Genomic DNA, 15,670 nt, shown 5'->3' with positions numbered 1-15,670 from the left:
CGATGCGGCCGCGAGCGTGACCGACGCGCCCATGTGGATGAACCTCATAAGGCGGCTGGGATTCGCCGCGGCGATCGGTGCCGCGTCGGATGCGCTGGCGATCAGCATTGACCGGGATGGCTCCGACCTCTGGATACGTGACGGCGTGCTTGACGACGCGGCCGTCGAGCGGATCGACAACGCCTTGCGCCGCCCCGGTGTCGACGCGATCCATCTGAAGGACCTGCGCGGCGGCCGGCCCATCAGGACCCGGCTCGCCCTGCATGCGGCATTCGTGTTCAGGCGCGTGGAGGTGCATGGCCTCTGCGAGGCGGCCTGCGCCCACCTCGCGCTCACGGCGCGGTCGACCGGCCTTCACCCGCAGGCGACGCTGATCCTTCAGGATCCGCCCGCGTTCATCGACTGGGAAGGCCTGGAGATGACCCGCTTCAAGGACGTCGAGTGGCTATCCGTCCGGCTGCCCACCCTGCCTCGCGCCGTCATCGAGCGCGTGCTCCTGGCACGCTGGCCGCGCGTGCCGCAGTTGATCCTCCGCCCACGGCGCCCACCCACCGACCTCATCGATGTCAGCTTCTGCGATCCATCGCCGGATCGCTGCCTCCCGCTCGCGCCCATCGGACCCGGCGCCTCTTCACTGACGCCGCTGCCCGGGACCTTCCCCGATCGTCGATAGGCGCCCCTCAGGCGCAGAATCCACCGCGACCTCATCGCCCTGGAGCCTGCCCATGCGCCGTGTGCCGCCTGCCCTGCTGTCCTTGCTCGTCGTGCTGGCGCTGTCGCCGGCGTGGTCCGGCGGCGCCCTCGCGGCCGACTACACCGGCCCGCTCTTCGACGCGCACCTCCACTACAACGAGGAAGCCTGGAACGGCCGCGATGGTCCGCATCCGCCGGCCGACGTGCTCGCGCGGATGCAGCGCAACGGCGTGAAGGCCATCCTCTCCAACTCGCGTCCGAACGACGGCACGCGCGCCCTCGCCGGGTTGCCGGAGACCCGCGCCGCCGGCGTGACCGTCGTGCCCTTCATCCGGCTCTATCGCACGCGCGCTGACTACGACAACTGGTTCCGCGATCCCAGCATCTACCGCATGGTCCAGGAGGAACTCGCGCGCGGCACCGCGGCCGGGCCGTATCGCGGCCTCGGCGAGTTCCACCTTTACGACAGCGCCAACGCGCGCGGTCCCGTCGCGCGCCAGTTGATGGCGCTGGCCGAAGAGAAGTCGCTCGTGGTGCTCGCCCATGTGGACGACGAGGCAATCGACCTGCTGATGGCCGCCACGCCGAGCCAGGGACGCGAGCTCCGCCTGATCTGGGCCCACACCGGCATCAACGGCACCCCGATCGAGCGCGTCCAGGCCCTGCTCGCGAAGTACCCGCGGCTGATGGGCGAGCTGTCCTACCGCCCCGGCCTCACCTGCGACGACGGCAAGCTCTGCCCCGACTGGCGCACGCTGATCGAGCGCCATCCCGATCGCTTCCTGGTCGGCTCCGACACCTGGGTCAACCAGCGCTGGCAGCACTACGACGCCACCATGCAGGGCTACCGCGCCTGGCTCGGCGAGCTGCCCACCGACATCGCCCGGCGCATCGCCTGGGGCAACGCGGCCAGGTTGTTCGGGTTGCCGCCCTGAGCGGCGCCTCGGCGTCGCTTCAGCGCACCCTCACCGCCCTTGCTGCCCTTGCTGCCCTTGCCGCTCCCTCACACGTAGCAGCTGCAGCCCAGCGCACCCCAGAACGCCTGCGCCGCCGACGCATCGCTCGCTGCGCTCGCGACCGCCGTGTGGTCGTGCCCATGGACGCCGCACTGGCTGGCGCAGCCGCACATCGCGGCGTACTGGTAGCGGCGCTCGGCATCGCTCATCGCCGAGGTCGACGACTTGCGCGCCTGGTAGCCGCCGTAGCGACGCACCGGCGACCAGTCCGGCATCGCCGGCGGCAAGGGCGGCGCGAGCGACGCGTAGGCGCCGCTGCCATGCACCGGCTTGCCCGCCACCACCGTCAGCACCGAGGTGATGTCCTGGATCTGGTCCTCCGGCACGGTGAGGAAATCGCGGTCCAGCACCGCCAGGTCGCCGAAGGCGCCCGCCTTCAGCACGCCCTTCTTCCCCGTCTCGCGCGAGAACCACGCCCCGTCCGCCGTCATCAGCCGCAGCGCGGCGATGCGTTCCAGCCGCCGTTCCTCCGGATAGAGCACCGTGCCGCCGATGGTGCGGCCCGACACCAGCCAGTACAGCGCCTGCCACGGGTTGTAGCTGTTCACCCGCGTCGCATCGGTGCCCAGCGACACCGGCAGGCCCATCTCCAGCATGCGCTTGACCGGCGGCGTCTCCGCCGTCGCCTTCAGCCCGTAGCGGCGGATGAAGTATTCGCCCTGCATCGACATCCGGTTCTGCACCGCGATGCCGCCGCCCAGCTTGCGGATCCGCTCCAGGTTGCGCGGCGTCACTGTCTCGCAGTGGTCGAAGAACCAGCCGAGCTGGTCGATCGGATGATCGCGATGGACCTTCTCGAAGACATCCAGCGCGCGCGACACCGTCTCGTCGTAGGTCGCATGCATGCGCCAGGGCCAGCCGTTGCCCGCCAGGAAACGCACCACGCCCTCGAGGTCGCTTTCCATCGCCGCCGGCATCTCGGGCCGCGGCACGAGGAAGTCCTCGAAGTCCGCCGCGCTGAAGGCGAGCATCTCGCCCGCGCCGTTGAGCTTGTAGAAGTCGCTGCCGTCGCCGGGCCGGCCAGTCTTCGCCCAGCGCTGGAAGTCGGCCAGCTCCTGCTTCGCCTTCTGCGGGAACAGGTTGTAGGCGATGCGCACCGTCAGCCGGCCCTCCTTGGCGAGCCGGTCGATGATCCCGTAGTCATCGGGATAGTTCTGGAAGCCGCCGCCGGCGTCGCCCACCGAGGTCACGCCCAGCCGGTTCTCCTCGCGCATGAAGTGCAGCGTCGAGTTGAGCTGCTGCTCCGGATCGAGCTTGGGCCCGAGGTTCAGCGTGTTGTAGAGGATGAAGGCGTTGGGCTCGGCCAGCAGCAGCCCGGTGGGCTCGCCGCGCGCGTCGCGCTCGATGATCGCGCCCGCGGGCTGCGGCGTGTCCTTGGTGTAGCCGACCGCGCGCAGCGCCGCGCGGTTCAGGAGGGCCATGTTGTAGAGGTTGAGCACGAACACCGGCGTGTCCGGCGCCGCGGCATTGAGCTCCGCCAACGTCGGCATGCGCTTCTCGTCGAACTGGAATTCGTTCCAGCCGCCGACCACCCGCACCCACTGCGGCGCGGGCGTGCGCGCCGCCTGGTCCTTGAGCATCTGCAGCGCCGCGCCCAGCGAGCGCACGCCGTCCCAGCGCAGCTCCATGTTGAAGTTGAGGCCGCCGCGGATGATGTGCATGTGCGAGTCGGTCAGCCCCGGGATCACGCGGCGCTTCTCCACGTCGACCACCCGGGTCCTGGGGCCGGCGAGCTTGGCGATCTCCGCGTCGCCGCCCACCGCCATCACCACGCCGTCGCGCAGCGCGATCGCGCTCGCCTCGGGCCGCGCCGGGTCCATCGTCGTGATGCGACCGTTGCGCAGGATCAGCTCCGGCGCTCCGCCCGCGGCGGATTGCGCGAGCACCGGCCCGGCCATCACGCTCAGGCCCAGCGCGGCGGCGGCCTCCATGAAGTCGCGGCGATTGCCCTGCGGCGCGTCCTCGCGGCCGGTGCGGATCAGGTCGGTGAACATGGCGGCTCCTGTCGAATGAACCCGCCGATTCTTCGCCCGAATGCCGGATCCGGCTTCTCCCAAAGTGGGGACACCGGACTGTGGCCGGTGTCGTCGCTGCCGTCCGGGTATCAGGGCCGGTCGCGCCCCACCACCCGCGTCTCCAGCGGCCGGACCTGGTAGTCCGGCTCGAAGCGGCAGGTCGATCCGAGCGCCACGCGCGCCTTCTCGCAACCGGCGGCGATCGATGCGGGCGTCGGCTTTCGGCCTTGCGTCGCCCAGCTCGACAGCGCCGCCATCAGCGCCGCATAGGTCGCGTCGCTCAGGTAGCTGTGGTCCTTGTCGCCGGTGAAGGTCTGCACCAGCGCATCGCCGCGCCCCGCCGCCGCCATCGTGCGGCCGAAACTCTCTTGCAGCTCGACCATCGCGGTCGGGTCGTGGATCGCATGCACCGTCAGCACCGGCACCGGGATCTTCCCGTCGAGGTCCGCGTCCGCCGCCAGCATCGCCACGGCCTTCGGATCCGCCGCGTAGCGCTGCACGCCCGCGTTGAGCGCCGCGTCGTCGCTCGATCCGGCGTACACCGCGCCCACGTTGCCGAAGGGACTGGCACCGCCGGTGCGCTTGAACGTGATGTCCTGGAAGTGCCAGGTGGCCCAGTTCAGGTGCGACAGGATGCTGCGCTCCGGGATGTGGACCACGTCCACGAGGGTCTTGATCTTCGCGGCCTGCTCGGGCGAGCGCTCCGCCGCGGGCTTGTTCAGGCCCAGGCAGTCGTTCACGCGACTGGCGAGGTCGGCCTGCTTCATCGTCGAGGCGAGCGGCAGCCCGATGTTCAGCGGGTACTGCGGCTCGCTCGGCAGCGGATGGTTGCGGCAGAGGTATTGGTAGACGACACGCAGGTCGAGCCGGAAATCGTAGCTGCGGGTGCCGCCACCCAGCACGCCCGAGCTCAGCAGCACCGCGTCGTAGGGCTTGCCGTCGACGAAGCGCTCTGCGCCCTTGGCCGCGACGCTGGCGCCCCAGGACTGGCCATGCAGGTAGACGTGTTTCGGCTTGGCCACCTTGTTGATGAACAGGCGTCGCAGCCGTTCGTTGTCCTGCGCCGCGGCCGTCACCGCGACGCCGCCCTGCCGGTAGCTCGACGCCGCGAGCGCGTAGCCCAGCCTCGGCATGATCGACCAGCGCTCGATGTCCTCGACCACGCGCCTGGCCGTCGGCGCGCCGAGGAAGGGCCCACCGTGCGCGTGCACCACCAGGTCGCCGTTCCAGGCCTTGGGCATCACGATCATGTAGAACGCGCCCGCGCTGTCCTGGCCCGCCAGGCAACGCGCGCCCTCGCCCACGCCCGACGGACAGCTCGCCGGCGCCGGCGCGGACTCGGCCGCCATGTCGAAGGCCACGGCCTGTGCGTCCTGCGCCTCCCTGACGTCCTTCGCGACGGCCACCGGCGCCGCGGCCGCCAGGCCGAGCACGACCGCCGTCATCATCGGCGCGCTCGACCAGCGCCGGCGCCACCGCAACATCCCCACCAGCGCCACGCCCAGCGCGGCCAACGCGAAGGAGCCGGGCTCCGGCAGCAAGCCGTCGCTCGTCGCGGTCGGCGCATACATGTCGGGCGTCGCGATGCCGGCGGCCGCGAGCGCGACCGCGCCGGCCAGGCGCCAGGAAAACTTCGTCATGGTGGACGGCATGGTCGTGCTCCTTCGTTGCTGGGGATTGAAGCGCGTGTCAGAAGTTGTGGCGGACGCCGGCCTCGAAGCCGCCGCTGTCGCCGCCGGGCTGGGTCGTCGCCAGGCCGACGTTGAAGCGCGTGCCGCGGCCCTTGTTGTCGACCTTCGCCAGGTTGGTGTACAGCGCGGTGCGCTTGGACAGGTCGTGCACGTAGCCGATGGCGATGTGCGTGGCGTCGCTCGCGACGTTCCTCGCCTTGAGCCAGGTGTAGGCGAAACGGAGCTCGCCCTGCGGCCACAGCTGCCACTGCGTGCCCAGCATCGTCGCCGTGGTGCGGGTGATGCCGACCTCGTTGCGGCCCCACAGCGCCATCAGCCTGGCCGGCCCCCACTGGTAGGACAGGCCGACGTTGCTCTGCGTGTAGTCGCCGGTGGCGTAGCGGGTCTTGGAGATCGCCGCCGAGGTGTTGAAGGTCTCGTTGCGCCAGCCGATGCGGATGCCGGTCAACTGGCCATCCTTGCGCGTGGGCCCGGCGCCCTGCTCGCCCAGCGCCAGCATCGCGTGGCCGTAGAAGCCGTTGATGCCCGAGGGCGTGAAGTAGCCGATCGAATTGGAGGCGCGCACATTGGTGCGAGCCGTCGTGCCGTTGGCGGGGACCGGGTAGAACAGGATCCCCGAGCTGCCCACGCCGTTCGTGCCGAACGGATGCATGGAGGTGGTCAGGTTGCCGAACGACGGCACGTAGTCGCGGCCCAGCCGCAGCTCGCCCCACGGGCCCGACACCTGCACCGTGGCGCGCCGCCCCCAGGTCAGGCCGCCGCTGACCGAATCCTTGTTGTTGGTGCTGGTGGCGCCGCTGGTGCCGTCGTCGACGGACACCGCCGACTCCAGCCAGAAGCCCACCTTGAGCCCGCCGCCCAGGTCCTCGGTGCCGCGCACGCCGAAGCGGCTGGAGGTGTTGCCGTCGCTGTTGACCAGATGGCGCGTGTCGGTCCCGCTGGCCTTCAGCGCCTGCACGCCGAGGTCCATCAGGCCGAACAGCTGCACGCTGGAGGCGGCCTGCGCCTGCGCGCCAGCGGCGGCCAGCAGGCCCAGGCCGATCGCCGCGGCCTGGGCGATGGGGGTGGTGGCGGTGGTGGCGAGGGACCGGGCGCGCGCGCCCCTCGAATGCGTGGTCGTTGCCTTCAACGTTGTCTCCGTCTCGTGTCGTTGTTGTCGTGTCCTCGTCGGGACCGTTCGTCGTACTGACCGCCGGACCGTCCTCGGACGGTGCTTGGATCGCTGTCTCGCTGTCGCTGCGTCGGTATCCGGGGCGGACCTTAGTGACGGTGCTCCATAGCGTCAAATACACTGATTCGCGAGATCCGAGACGTTTTGAATATGAGGCCTACGTAGCGCCCGCAGCCCCGGAGACACGCAGCCATGGACCTCCGACACCTGCGCTATTTCGTGACGGTCGCCGAGACCGGCCACATGACGCGCGCCGCGGCGCTGCTCGGGATGCAGCAGCCGCCGCTGAGCCAGCAGATCAAGACGCTGGAGCAGGAACTGGGCATCGCCCTGCTCCATCGCCATCCCAAGGGCGTGAGCCTGACCGATGGCGGCCGGCAGTTCCTCGACGAGGCCCGGCGCCTGCTGCGCGACTACCACGACATGCGCGACCGCATGGAGCGCCTGGCCAGCGGCCAGCACGGGCTGCTGGCGATCGGTTTCACCAGCTCGGCGGCGGCGCATGCCTACACGCCGGCGGTGCTGCGCGCCTGCCGGGGCGAGCATCCCGGCATCGCGCTGTCGATGACCGAGAACAATGCCGCCGGCCTGATCGACGCGATCGTGAAGACGCGGCTGCATGGCGGCTTCCTGCGCGTGCCGGTGGCGCGGCCGGAGGGCGTCAGCTTCGAGACGCTGCTGACCGAGCCCGCGTTGCTGGCGGTGCCGCTGGACCACCGGCTCGCGGCGGTGCCGCGCGCGGCCACGACGCCGGTGCCGCTGGCCGAGCTGGAGGACGAGGACCTGATCCTGGTGCGGCGCCCCGGCGCGCCCGGCCTCTACGCCAACCTGCTGGCGCTGTGCGAGCGCGACGGCGTGCGGCCGCGCAGCTTCGTCGAGGTCGACCGGATGATGATGAACCTCAACCTGGTCGCCGCCGGCGCTGGGATCACGGTGGTGCCGGCCTCGATGCGGGGCGTGCATGCGCATTCCATCGTGTACCGGCCGATGGAGAAGCAGGCGCGGCTCGAGGCCCCGCTGACGCTGGCCTACCGGACCCACGACCAGGACGGCCCGATGGCGACCTTCCTCGCGCTGGCGCGGCGCATCGCGATGGAGCACCGCGATGCGTAGGCGCGCGTGGGTGATCGGGCACGGCGCGGCGCTCGCGGGTGTGGCCGGCCTGCCTGCATTCACCGCGGGCGCGCAGGCGCAAACCTCGACCGCCGCCGAGCCGTGGCCGTCGCGCGCCCTGCACCTGATCGTGGCTTACCCACCCGGCGGCATCAGCGACGAGACCGCGCGCGCGCTCGCCCAGTTCATGGGCGCACGCCTGAAGGTGCCGGTGATCGTCGAGAACCGCGCCGGCGCCGGCGGCCTGACTGCGCTGGAGTCACTGGCCCGCGCCGCGCCCGACGGCCACACGCTGGCCTACTGCGCGATCTCGCCACTGGTCTTCGGGCCGCCGGACCCGGCCTCCGCCGCCACCGGCCGCGGCGACGCCCCGCCGCGGGACGTCGTGCCGGTCGTCAGCCTCATGGACACGCCGGTGCTGGTGCTCGCGCATCCGTCGTTCAAGCCCCGGGATTTCCCCGCGATGCTCGCCGCCGCGCGGGCCGCGCCGGGGCGACTGCGCTGGGCCACCTCGGGTCACGCGACGGTGGGCCACATGGTGCTCGCGCAGGTGCGCGCCGCGGCCGGCGTCGACATCATCCACGTGCCCTACAAAGGCGGCGGCCAGCAGCTGACCGATGCGATCGGCGGCCAGTTCGAGCTGCTGTCCTCCAACGTCGCCGCGCAGCAACTGCAGCTGGTGCGCCAGGGCCGGTTGAAGGCGCTGGCCATCGGCTCGCCGGTGCGGCTGCCGGTGCTGCCCGAGGTGCCGACGCTGGCGGAACTCGGCTTCCCGGACGCCAACCTGGTCTCGACCTTCGGCCTGTTCGCGCCGCGCGGCGTGCCCGAGGAGCGGCTACGCCGCCTCAACGCGCTGGTCAACGACGCCCTGCGCCAGCCCGAGCTGCGCGCGCGGATGCTGGAGGTCAGCAACCTGCCCACCGGCGGCAGCGCCGCCGACTTCGCCGCGCGCATCGCCAAGGAACGCGAGCGGGCGCTGCGCGTGCCGCCCGATTGATTGAGCGCGGCGCGCCGCGGCGTTCAGTCCAGCCGCGCGAGGACCTCCTCCGCGATCGCGAGCGCGCTGGTGAGTCCCGGCGACTCGATGCCCATCAGGTTCACCAGGCCAGGCACGCCGTGCTGCGCAGGGCCGTCGATGCGGAAGTCCGGCGCGGATTCGTGCGGCGCATGGATCTTGGGTCGCACGCCGCTGTAGGCCGGCTGCAGCGCTCCGTCGGGCAGCGCCGGCCAGTAGCGCCGCACGTCGTCGTAGAAGGCCTCGGCGCGGGCCGGATCGACGGCGTAGTCGATGTCCTCGGGGCGATCGACATCGAGCCACTGCGCATCCGGACCGAAGCGCGCCTGGCCGCCCAGGTCCAGCGTCAGGTGCACCCCGAGCCAGGCGTCCTGCGGCAACGGATAGACCAGCCGCGAGAACGGCGCGCGGCCCTGCAGCGCGAAGTAGCAACCCTTGCTGAAGCGGGCGACGGGCGGCGGCGGAAGGCCCTCGATGGTCCGGGCGAGCAGCGGCGCGTGCAGGCCCGCCGCGTTGACGACGAGGCGCGCGCCCAGCGACAGCTCGCTCGTGCGCACGACATGTCCCGGCCCGCCGCGATCCACCGCGGTCACCGCGGCGCCGAACGCGACGGCGCCGCCGTGCCGTTCCAGGTCCCCCTGCAGCGACAGCATCAGCCCGTGGCTGTCGACGATGCCGGTCGAGGGCGACAGCAACGCGGCCTCGCAGCGCAGCTGCGGCTCGAGCGCCTGGGCCTCCTCGCGCGTCAGCCATCGCAGGTCGTCGACGCCGTTGACCGCGGCCTTGGCCCGCAGCGCGCGCAGTCCGGGCAACTGCTCCGGCGCGGTCGCGACCACCAGCTTGCCGCAGCGCCGATGCGCGACGCCGTGCGAGGCGCAGTGCGCATACAGCAGCTGCTTGCCGCGCACGCACAGCCTGGCCTTCAGCGAGCCGGCGGGGTAGTAGAGGCCCGCGTGGATGACCTCGCTGCTGCGCGAGCTGACGCCGGTGCCGATGGCGAGCTCGCGCTCGAGCACCAGCGTCTCCAGGCCGCGCATCGCCAGCGCCCGCCCCACCGCGAGGCCGACCACGCCGGCCCCGATCACCACCGCATCGACTTGATCCATGGCGGCGATTGTGCCGAGCGGTCCTCGCCGGCCGGTACGGGGAATCCGCAGCGCGCGGGCGATCAACGATCAGCGATCAGGCGCGCAGGTCGGCCAGCGCCTGCGCGTGCTGCAGGCCGAAGGCGCACACGGCGGCGGCGTCATGGCTGAACTCGCCGCCGGCCAGGCGCTGGGCGAGCGTCTCCAGGTCCAGGGTCAGGAACTCGCTGACTTCGCCATCGCGGTTGCGCGGCGTGAAGCCGGCCGGCAGCGCAAGGCTGAACACGTGCAGCACCTCGTCATGCAGGCCTTCGGCTTCCATGCGGGTGCTGCGCAGCGCGCCACGCGGCTGTACCCCGGCGCCAAGCGCCGCCGGCACGCCGGCCTCCTCCATCAGCTCGCGACGGGCACAGGCGACCAGATCCTCGTCGGCGGTGAGGCCGCCGGCCGCGAGGTTGTCGAGCCGGCCGGGGTCCGTCGCCTTCGTCATCGCGCGGCGCCCGCACACGAGTCGCGCGCCGGGCAGGAAGCCGTTGACATGCACCGCGCGGCTCATCAGGCCGAAGAAGCGGAAGGCGGCGCGCTCCAGGCGGAACAGCGGCTCGCCGCGCGCGGTGCAGGGATCGTCGACCGGATGCTCGCAGGCGTAGCGCTCGCCGCGCCAGCCGGTGATCGCGCCGCGGGCCCGCAGCGCGAGCGCGACGGCCTCGATGCGCGCGGAGCGAGCCTCGACGTCGAGGGCACCAGCGTCCCAGTCGAGCCCGTCGTCGCGGACGCGCAGTTCGGGCCAGACCTCGCCCAGCAGCGCTCGTCTCATCGGATGCACATGACCCAGGGTCAGGCCGTTCATCCGCAGCGGCAACAGTCCGGCAGGCAGCGGCTGCCGCGCGAGTTGCAGGCAGCGCGGCAGGACGGCAACGAGCGAGGGGGGCAGCAGCGCAGGCATCGCGCGATTGTCCGGGCTCTCTCCCCCAAGAATCACTGGAATGTGCAAGAGACACGCCCTCGCGGACGCAGGATCATCGCGGCCTTGTTCAGCGATGAACCCGCAGTCCACGACGCCCAGGAGCCGCTCGATGAAGCTCGCCTTGCATAAAGCTTTCCGCCAGGTCGGTGCCACCGACCACGCCGCCACCCACGCCGCCGAAGCCATCGCCGGCGCTCTGGAGAAACGCATGACCGATCAGCAGACCCCATACGCCAAGCTCACCGACCTGCAGGCGGTGAAGGTCGACATGGCCGAACTGAAGTCGCAGTTCTCCGTCTGGCGCGGGGAGATGAAGCAGGACATCGCCGCGGTTCGCGGCGAGGTGGCCGTTCTGCGCGCCGAAATGAAGCAGGAGATCAGCATCGTGCGCGCCGAATTGAAGCAGGAGATCACCGCCGTGCGCGCGGAGATGCGGCAGGAGATCGCCGCGGTGGGGGGCGACATGTCGCAGCTGCGAGGCGAGGTCAAGCACGAGCTGGCCAGCACCAGGACCGAGTTGATCCGGTGGATGGTCGCGGGCCAGCTGACCACGGTGACGGCGCTGGGCTCGCTGATCTTCGGCGTGATGCGCTACTTGATGCGGTGACGCTCAATGGCGTCCGGTGGCGCGGGGTGGAGCGCCAGCGCACGCGATGACGCCCGATGACGTCGATCGTCGGCCAAGAAAAAACCCCGCCAGCTGACGCTGACGGGGTTGTTCTGGTGGGCGGTGCAGGGTTCGAACCTGCGACCCCTGCCGTGTGAAGGCAGTGCTCTACCGCTGAGCTAACCGCCCGGTATTCGGACCGGGTTGCCGGCTGGGTGCCGGATTTCGCTGGACATCAAGACGTGGTGGGCGGTGCAGGGTTCGAACCTGCGACCCCTGCCGTGTGAAGGCAGTGCTCTACCGCTGAGCTAACCGCCCGGTCTTGCCGTCCTCGACCGCTGCTTGCGCCGCTGCCGGGGATGTCCGGGAAAGTCGAAGATTATGCCATGAGTTTTTGACCCGATTCAAGAACTCGCCAGGAAATTCTGCCGGGCGGCACGAGCCGCAGTCGCGGTCAGGCCGTCGCCGGCACCTGCCAGATGCGCTTGCCGCCGCTGGCCTTGTCCAGGTCGATCAGCACCTTGTCGTGCAACGCCAGTTCTTCCGGCGTCGGCGCGATGACGGGCAGATCGAACGCGCTGAAGTCGATCGCCGCGACCACCAGCTCGCCGCCCTGGCCCGGCGACGACGAGGCGCTGTCGTCGATGACCAGCGAATCCTGGCCGCGCGTCAGCCGGATGTAGACCTCCGCCAGCAGCTCCGCGTCCTTCACCGCGCCGTGCAGGCCGCGGTTGCTGTTGTCGACCTCCAGCCGCCGGCACAAGGCATCCAGCGAGTTGGCCTTGCCCGGGAACATGTCCCGCGCCATCAGCAGCGTGTCCAGCACGTTGTCGACGCACTCGTGCAGCGGCGCCCGGCCGCAGCGCTTGAGCTCGGCGTTGATGAAGCCCACGTCGAAGGCCGCGTTGTGGGCGACCAGCTCCGCGCCCTCGATGAACGCGAGGAATTCATCGACGATCTGCGCGAACTTGGGCTTGTCGGCGAGGAACTCGCTGCTCAGCCCGTGGACGCGGAACGCCTCCTCGGGCATGTCTCGCTCGGGGTTCAGGTAGAAGTGCAGATGGCGTCCCGTCAGCTGACGGTTCACCATCTCCACCAGGCCAATGTCGACGACGCGGTCGCCCGATTCGGGATTCAGGCCGGTGGTTTCGGTATCGAAGAAGATCTGACGCATGTCTCGAAGTCTCGTGTGCGGATCGCCGGCGGCACTGGGTCCGCGCGGCGCTCAGTGCGCCGGGGCCGCGCCCCGCCGCGCCTGCCGGCGATAGGCCCAGACCATCATCAGCGCGCCGCCGACGATCATCGGCACGCTCAGCCACTGGCCCTGGCTCCAGCCGAAGGCGCGCAGGCCCAGGAAGGCATCCGGTTCGCGGAAGTACTCGGCCGTGAAGCGCGCGATGCCATAACCGAGCAGGAACAGGCCGGACACCGCCGCCATCGGCCGCGGCTTGCGCGCGAACAGCCACAGCACGATGAACAGCAGCACGCCTTCGCCCAGGAACTGGTAGATCTGCGACGGGTGGCGTGGAATGCCGCCGTCGTTGGCCTGCGGGAAGACCATTGCCCAGGGCAGGCCGGGATCGGCCGCGCGGCCCCACAGCTCGCCGTTGATGAAGTTGCCCAGCCGGCCCGCGGCCAGCCCCGTCGGCACGCAGGGCGCGACGACGTCCCCGACCTCGAGGAAATGGAACCCGCGCCGCCACGCGAAGAGCGCCAGCGCGATCAGCACGCCCAGCAGTCCGCCGTGGAAGGACATGCCGCCCTGCCACACCGCCAGGATCTCGCCCGGATGGCTCAGGTAGTAGGCGGGCTTGTAGAAGAACACGTAACCCAGCCGGCCGCCCAGCACCACGCCCAGCACGCCGTAGAACAGCAGGTCGTCGACGTCGCGGCGGGTCCAGCCGCGAGCGGCGTTCCAGGGGCGGGCGACCACGCGGTTGCCCAGCCACAGGAACAGGCCGAACGCCGCCAGGTACATCAGGCCGTACCAGTGGATGGGCCACTTCCAGAGATGGAAGGCCACCGCGTCGAACTGGGGATGCACCAACATGAGAGAGCTCTACTGCGCCGCAAAGGCGCGAATCATAAGGGCCGGGCAGCGACGGCCCGCTCAGCCGCCCAGCGCGGCGAGCTGCTTGCGGCAGTCCTCGATGTCGCCATTGCTGCCGCGGCGGTTGTCGACGCAGCGCTGCAAGGCCGTGCGCGCGGCCGCCTTGTCGCCCTTGGCCGCCAGCGTCGCCCCCAGCCGGCGATCCAGCCCCAGTTGCTCGGCGCCCTGCAGGCCGCGGGCGCGTTCGAACGCGGCCACCGCCTTGTCGTACTGCCCCAGCGCGTCATAGGCCCGGCCCAGGCCGTAGGCGCCCATCGCCTGGTTGGGCTGGTTCCGGAGCAGCTCCTCGAACCAGGGCACCGCCCTGTCCTTCTGCTCGCTGAACATCAGGTTGCGGCCGTAGTCGCTCCACAGCACGCGCAGCTCGAGCAGCAGCTCGGGTCGCTGCGTGCGCACCGCGCGCAGCGCCTTCTCCATCGCCGGCCAGTCCTTCTTCGACGCCGCCACCCGCGCTCGCATCAGGTTCAGCTGCGCCGGGTCCTTCACGTCCTGCTCCAGCGCGCGCGCCTTGGACTCGCCGCCGCCGATGAAGCCGGGCAGCGCCAGGTAGTACTGCTGCAGCGCGCTGCGCGGCTCGGGCGCGTCCGGCATCAAGGCCATCGCGCGCTGCGCCAGCTCGCTGACGCGTCCCAGCGAGCCCAGCGCCTTGAACTTGCTGCCGCCGCGCGCCTGCATCACCAGCGCGAGCGCCAGCGCGTAATGGCAGGCGCCCTCGTTGGGGGTGCGCTGCACGCATTGCTCCAGCCGCTGGATGTTCTGCTTCAGCACGCTGCCGTCGACCAGGTCCAGTTGCGCGAGCGCCAGAGCGGCCACCGCCTGCGGATCGTCCGGATCGGCCTTCACCCGCTGCGCGGCGAGTTTCTCCAGGTCGTCCGCCCGCCCGGCGTCGAGCAGCGTCTGCAGTTCATGGTCCTTGAAGACGGCCGCCTGGGCCGGCGTCGCGAAGGCCACGCTCATCAGCATCGAGAAGCCGGTGATGAGGCAGATCGCACCGACCACCCGGCGCAGCAGGCCGCGGCGGTCGCCATCGTCATTCTTGCGGGGAGCTTTCACGGGGGGAGATCCTTTCATCGGCGCATGGTCGCAGAACTCGGCCGGACGTGCATGCCCCGCGCCGAACGGCCGCTTCGCCTTCGCCGCCGGCCCCGGCAGGCCGAACCTGCCCCTGGCGGGCGGCAGTCGGCAGGGTCACGCCTTGACTTTCACCTGACGCCGGACATGGTCGACGAAGCGCCGCACCACCGGCGAGGCGTCCGGTCGCCAGATGAGGCTGGTGTCGCAGGCGGGCACGCGGGCCGAGGGCCACGGCCGGTAGCGCACGCCCGGCCGCTGCAGCGCGCACACCGATCGCGGCACCCAGGCCACGCCCATGCCGGCGGACACCAGGTTGACGATGGTCTGCATCTGGATGGCCTCCTGGGCGATCTGCGGCGTGGCGCCGTGGGCGCGGTAGAAGCCCAGCAGCGCATCGAACAGCGAGGGCGCGATCTCGCGCGGGAACACCACCAGCGGCTCGCGCAGGACCTCCTCCAGCGCAGGGGCCGCCTTGCGCCGGCCGGCCAGCCCCCAGTCCTGCGCATGGGCCAGGACCAGCGGCTCCGTCGACACGATCAGGCGCTCGAAGCCGGCCGGCTCCGCCCCCGGCGCGTGGATCACGAAGCCGGCATCGAGTTCACCGGACTCGAAACCCCGCAGCTGGACATCCAGCGTCGCCTCGCGCAGCGCGAGCTGCACCTGGGGCAGCGCCTCGCGGAACAGCCGCAGCCAGCGCGGCATGTCGCCGTAACCGACGGTCGACACGAAACCCAGGCTCAGCCGTCCGGCCTCGCCGCTGGCGGCCGCCCGAACCCGCACCGGCACCTGGTCGGCCTGCTCCACCAGCCGCGTCCCCGCCTCGACCAGCGCCTGACCGGCCGCCGTCAGCGCGACGGCCCGCCGCCCGCGCTCGAGCAGCTGCACGCCCAGTTGCGCCTCCAGCTTCTGCACCGCCAGGCTCAGCGGCGGCTGGGTCATGTGCAGCCGCTCGGCGGCGCGGCCGAAGTGCAGTTCCTCCGCGAGCACGAGGAACTGGCGGATCGGACGGAGTTCGATCATCGATATGTCGGGCAAATCAATTCGGCGTCCACTATATATTGGACCCGCATGGGCCGGCGGCGCATACTGGCGCGCTCCAAGCACTGCCCGCCA

The 15,670-nt window shown here is 71.0% G+C and carries 14 protein-coding genes and 2 tRNA genes; 5 read left to right on the top strand and 11 right to left on the bottom strand.

The genetic code is table 11. The annotated features are described in order from the left end of the window. Positions 1-31 precede the first annotated feature (31 nt). Positions 32-673, top strand: coding sequence for a hypothetical protein (locus tag BM393_RS05895; protein WP_091723423.1), 642 nt, complete (start codon positions 32-34; stop codon positions 671-673). A gap of 52 nt (positions 674-725) precedes the next feature. Further along, on the top strand, positions 726-1,628 hold the full coding sequence (locus BM393_RS05890; RefSeq protein WP_091723419.1) for an amidohydrolase family protein: 903 nt from the start codon (positions 726-728) through the stop codon (positions 1,626-1,628). A gap of 68 nt (positions 1,629-1,696) precedes the next feature. On the opposite strand, the gene BM393_RS05885 is transcribed toward BM393_RS05890, so the two are convergent. The 3 genes from BM393_RS05885 to BM393_RS05875 all read right to left on the bottom strand — a co-directional run bounded on the left by BM393_RS05885 (position 1,697) and on the right by BM393_RS05875 (position 6,544). Beyond that, complete coding sequence (locus BM393_RS05885) at positions 1,697-3,607, bottom strand: amidohydrolase (protein ID WP_217648430.1); 1,911 nt, start codon at positions 3,605-3,607, stop codon at positions 1,697-1,699. A 206-nt stretch (positions 3,608-3,813) separates the two neighbouring features. Next, the gene (locus tag BM393_RS05880; RefSeq protein WP_254783223.1) at positions 3,814-5,376 is read right to left on the bottom strand and encodes a PEP-CTERM sorting domain-containing protein; all 1,563 of its coding nucleotides are present in this window, start codon (positions 5,374-5,376) and stop codon (positions 3,814-3,816) included. A gap of 37 nt (positions 5,377-5,413) precedes the next feature. Continuing rightward, positions 5,414-6,544 carry a porin gene (locus BM393_RS05875; protein ID WP_091723414.1) on the bottom strand — a complete coding sequence of 377 codons (1,131 nt, stop codon included), beginning with the start codon at positions 6,542-6,544 and terminating at the stop codon, positions 5,414-5,416. 234 nt (positions 6,545-6,778) lie between these two features. Between BM393_RS05875 and BM393_RS05870 the strand changes: the two genes are divergently transcribed. After that, complete coding sequence (locus BM393_RS05870; protein WP_091723411.1) at positions 6,779-7,699, top strand: LysR family transcriptional regulator; 921 nt, start codon at positions 6,779-6,781, stop codon at positions 7,697-7,699. Beyond that, a complete protein-coding gene (locus tag BM393_RS05865) occupies positions 7,692-8,696 on the top strand; it encodes a tripartite tricarboxylate transporter substrate binding protein (RefSeq protein ID WP_091723408.1) in 1,005 nt (334 codons plus the stop codon). Before BM393_RS05870 ends, BM393_RS05865 begins: the two co-directional genes overlap by 8 nt. A 23-nt stretch (positions 8,697-8,719) precedes the next feature. On the opposite strand, the gene BM393_RS05860 is transcribed toward BM393_RS05865, so the two are convergent. After that, positions 8,720-9,820: an NAD(P)/FAD-dependent oxidoreductase gene (locus BM393_RS05860; protein ID WP_091723405.1), complete on the bottom strand. Its 1,101-nt coding sequence runs from the start codon at positions 9,818-9,820 to the stop codon at positions 8,720-8,722. 76 nt (positions 9,821-9,896) lie between these two features. Then, positions 9,897-10,745, bottom strand: a complete 849-nt coding sequence (locus tag BM393_RS05855) for an NUDIX hydrolase family protein (RefSeq protein ID WP_175538199.1) — start codon at positions 10,743-10,745, stop codon at positions 9,897-9,899. 130 nt (positions 10,746-10,875) lie between these two features. Between BM393_RS05855 and BM393_RS05850 the strand changes: the two genes are divergently transcribed. Then, positions 10,876-11,373 carry a DUF1640 domain-containing protein gene (locus BM393_RS05850; RefSeq protein ID WP_175538198.1) on the top strand — a complete coding sequence of 166 codons (498 nt, stop codon included), beginning with the start codon at positions 10,876-10,878 and terminating at the stop codon, positions 11,371-11,373. Positions 11,374-11,487: 114 nt separating this feature from the next. Here BM393_RS05850 and BM393_RS05845 read toward each other — a convergent pair. The 6 genes from BM393_RS05845 to BM393_RS05820 all read right to left on the bottom strand — a co-directional run bounded on the left by BM393_RS05845 (position 11,488) and on the right by BM393_RS05820 (position 15,577). After that, positions 11,488-11,562 (bottom strand) — tRNA-Val (locus tag BM393_RS05845). Between the two features lie 54 nt (positions 11,563-11,616). After that, a tRNA-Val gene (locus tag BM393_RS05840) sits at positions 11,617-11,691 on the bottom strand. A gap of 136 nt (positions 11,692-11,827) precedes the next feature. Continuing rightward, on the bottom strand, positions 11,828-12,547 hold the full coding sequence (dnaQ, locus tag BM393_RS05835) for a DNA polymerase III subunit epsilon (RefSeq protein WP_091723400.1): 720 nt from the start codon (positions 12,545-12,547) through the stop codon (positions 11,828-11,830). A gap of 51 nt (positions 12,548-12,598) precedes the next feature. Next, positions 12,599-13,423, bottom strand: a complete 825-nt coding sequence (gene lgt, locus BM393_RS05830; RefSeq protein WP_091723397.1) for a prolipoprotein diacylglyceryl transferase — start codon at positions 13,421-13,423, stop codon at positions 12,599-12,601. 60 nt (positions 13,424-13,483) lie between these two features. Then, the gene (locus BM393_RS05825; RefSeq protein WP_175538197.1) at positions 13,484-14,536 is read right to left on the bottom strand and encodes a tetratricopeptide repeat protein; all 1,053 of its coding nucleotides are present in this window, start codon (positions 14,534-14,536) and stop codon (positions 13,484-13,486) included. A gap of 135 nt (positions 14,537-14,671) precedes the next feature. Beyond that, a complete protein-coding gene (locus tag BM393_RS05820; protein WP_091723392.1) occupies positions 14,672-15,577 on the bottom strand; it encodes a LysR substrate-binding domain-containing protein in 906 nt (301 codons plus the stop codon). Between the last annotated feature and the right edge of the window lie 93 nt (positions 15,578-15,670).

The organism is Mitsuaria sp. PDC51, from assembly GCF_900113225.1.
In the GTDB taxonomy this organism is placed as follows: Bacteria; Pseudomonadota; Gammaproteobacteria; order Burkholderiales; family Burkholderiaceae_C; genus Roseateles.
This window is presented reverse-complemented; position numbering and strand designations above follow the sequence as displayed.

Coding starts and splice junctions, on each gene's coding strand:
- BM393_RS05850 (WP_175538198.1), top strand. CDS start 10,876: ATGAAGCTCGCCTTGCATAAAGCTTTCCGCCAGGTCGGTGCCACCGAC.
- dnaQ (WP_091723400.1), bottom strand. CDS start 12,547: ATGCGTCAGATCTTCTTCGATACCGAAACCACCGGCCTGAATCCCGAA.
- BM393_RS05820 (WP_091723392.1), bottom strand. CDS start 15,577: ATGATCGAACTCCGTCCGATCCGCCAGTTCCTCGTGCTCGCGGAGGAA.
- BM393_RS05890 (WP_091723419.1), top strand. CDS start 726: ATGCGCCGTGTGCCGCCTGCCCTGCTGTCCTTGCTCGTCGTGCTGGCG.
- lgt (WP_091723397.1), bottom strand. CDS start 13,423: ATGTTGGTGCATCCCCAGTTCGACGCGGTGGCCTTCCATCTCTGGAAG.
- BM393_RS05855 (WP_175538199.1), bottom strand. CDS start 10,745: ATGCCTGCGCTGCTGCCCCCCTCGCTCGTTGCCGTCCTGCCGCGCTGC.
- BM393_RS05870 (WP_091723411.1), top strand. CDS start 6,779: ATGGACCTCCGACACCTGCGCTATTTCGTGACGGTCGCCGAGACCGGC.
- BM393_RS05885 (WP_217648430.1), bottom strand. CDS start 3,607: ATGGCCGGGCCGGTGCTCGCGCAATCCGCCGCGGGCGGAGCGCCGGAG.
- BM393_RS05880 (WP_254783223.1), bottom strand. CDS start 5,376: ATGCCGTCCACCATGACGAAGTTTTCCTGGCGCCTGGCCGGCGCGGTC.
- BM393_RS05860 (WP_091723405.1), bottom strand. CDS start 9,820: ATGGATCAAGTCGATGCGGTGGTGATCGGGGCCGGCGTGGTCGGCCTC.
- BM393_RS05895 (WP_091723423.1), top strand. CDS start 32: ATGTGGATGAACCTCATAAGGCGGCTGGGATTCGCCGCGGCGATCGGT.
- BM393_RS05865 (WP_091723408.1), top strand. CDS start 7,692: ATGCGTAGGCGCGCGTGGGTGATCGGGCACGGCGCGGCGCTCGCGGGT.